Origin of the sequence: Rhodovulum sp. PH10 (assembly GCF_000293785.1) — a bacterium.
Taxonomy (GTDB): Bacteria; Pseudomonadota; Alphaproteobacteria; order Rhizobiales; family Xanthobacteraceae; genus Rhodoplanes.
Genome location: NZ_AKZI01000265.1, coordinates 1 through 332, shown reverse-complemented (window position 1 = coordinate 332; position 332 = coordinate 1). Strand labels below are relative to the sequence as shown.

The following is a 332-nucleotide window of genomic DNA, read 5'->3' as shown; positions in this document are numbered from 1 at the left end:
GCGTCGTAGGTGGTCGCCGGGGCGGTCGCCGAGCGGGCCTGCTGGGCGATCGACTTGGCCGACTGGACGAGCTTGGTGATCGAGGTGATGCCGTTGTTGGCGGCTTCCAGCGTCTTCACCGCCTGGCCGATCGAGTCGAGCAGCGAGTTGAGGTCGCCGGCCCGGTCGCCGAGCGACTGCGAGGTGAAGAAGTTGGACGGGTTGTCGAGAGCGGAGTTGACCTTCTTGCCGGTGGCGAGACGATTCTGGGTCGTCGCCATCATGTCGGCCGTGTTCTGCAGCGAGAGCAGGTTCTGGCGGACGCCGGCGGAAAGCGTGATACCCGAAGACAT

1 protein-coding gene is annotated in these 332 nt (G+C 65.7%); it reads right to left on the bottom strand.

The window, feature by feature from the left end; translation table 11 throughout:
- Nucleotides 1-332 (bottom strand): flagellin N-terminal helical domain-containing protein (locus A33M_RS21940; protein ID WP_040622800.1); only part of this gene is annotated, 332 nt, incomplete at both ends.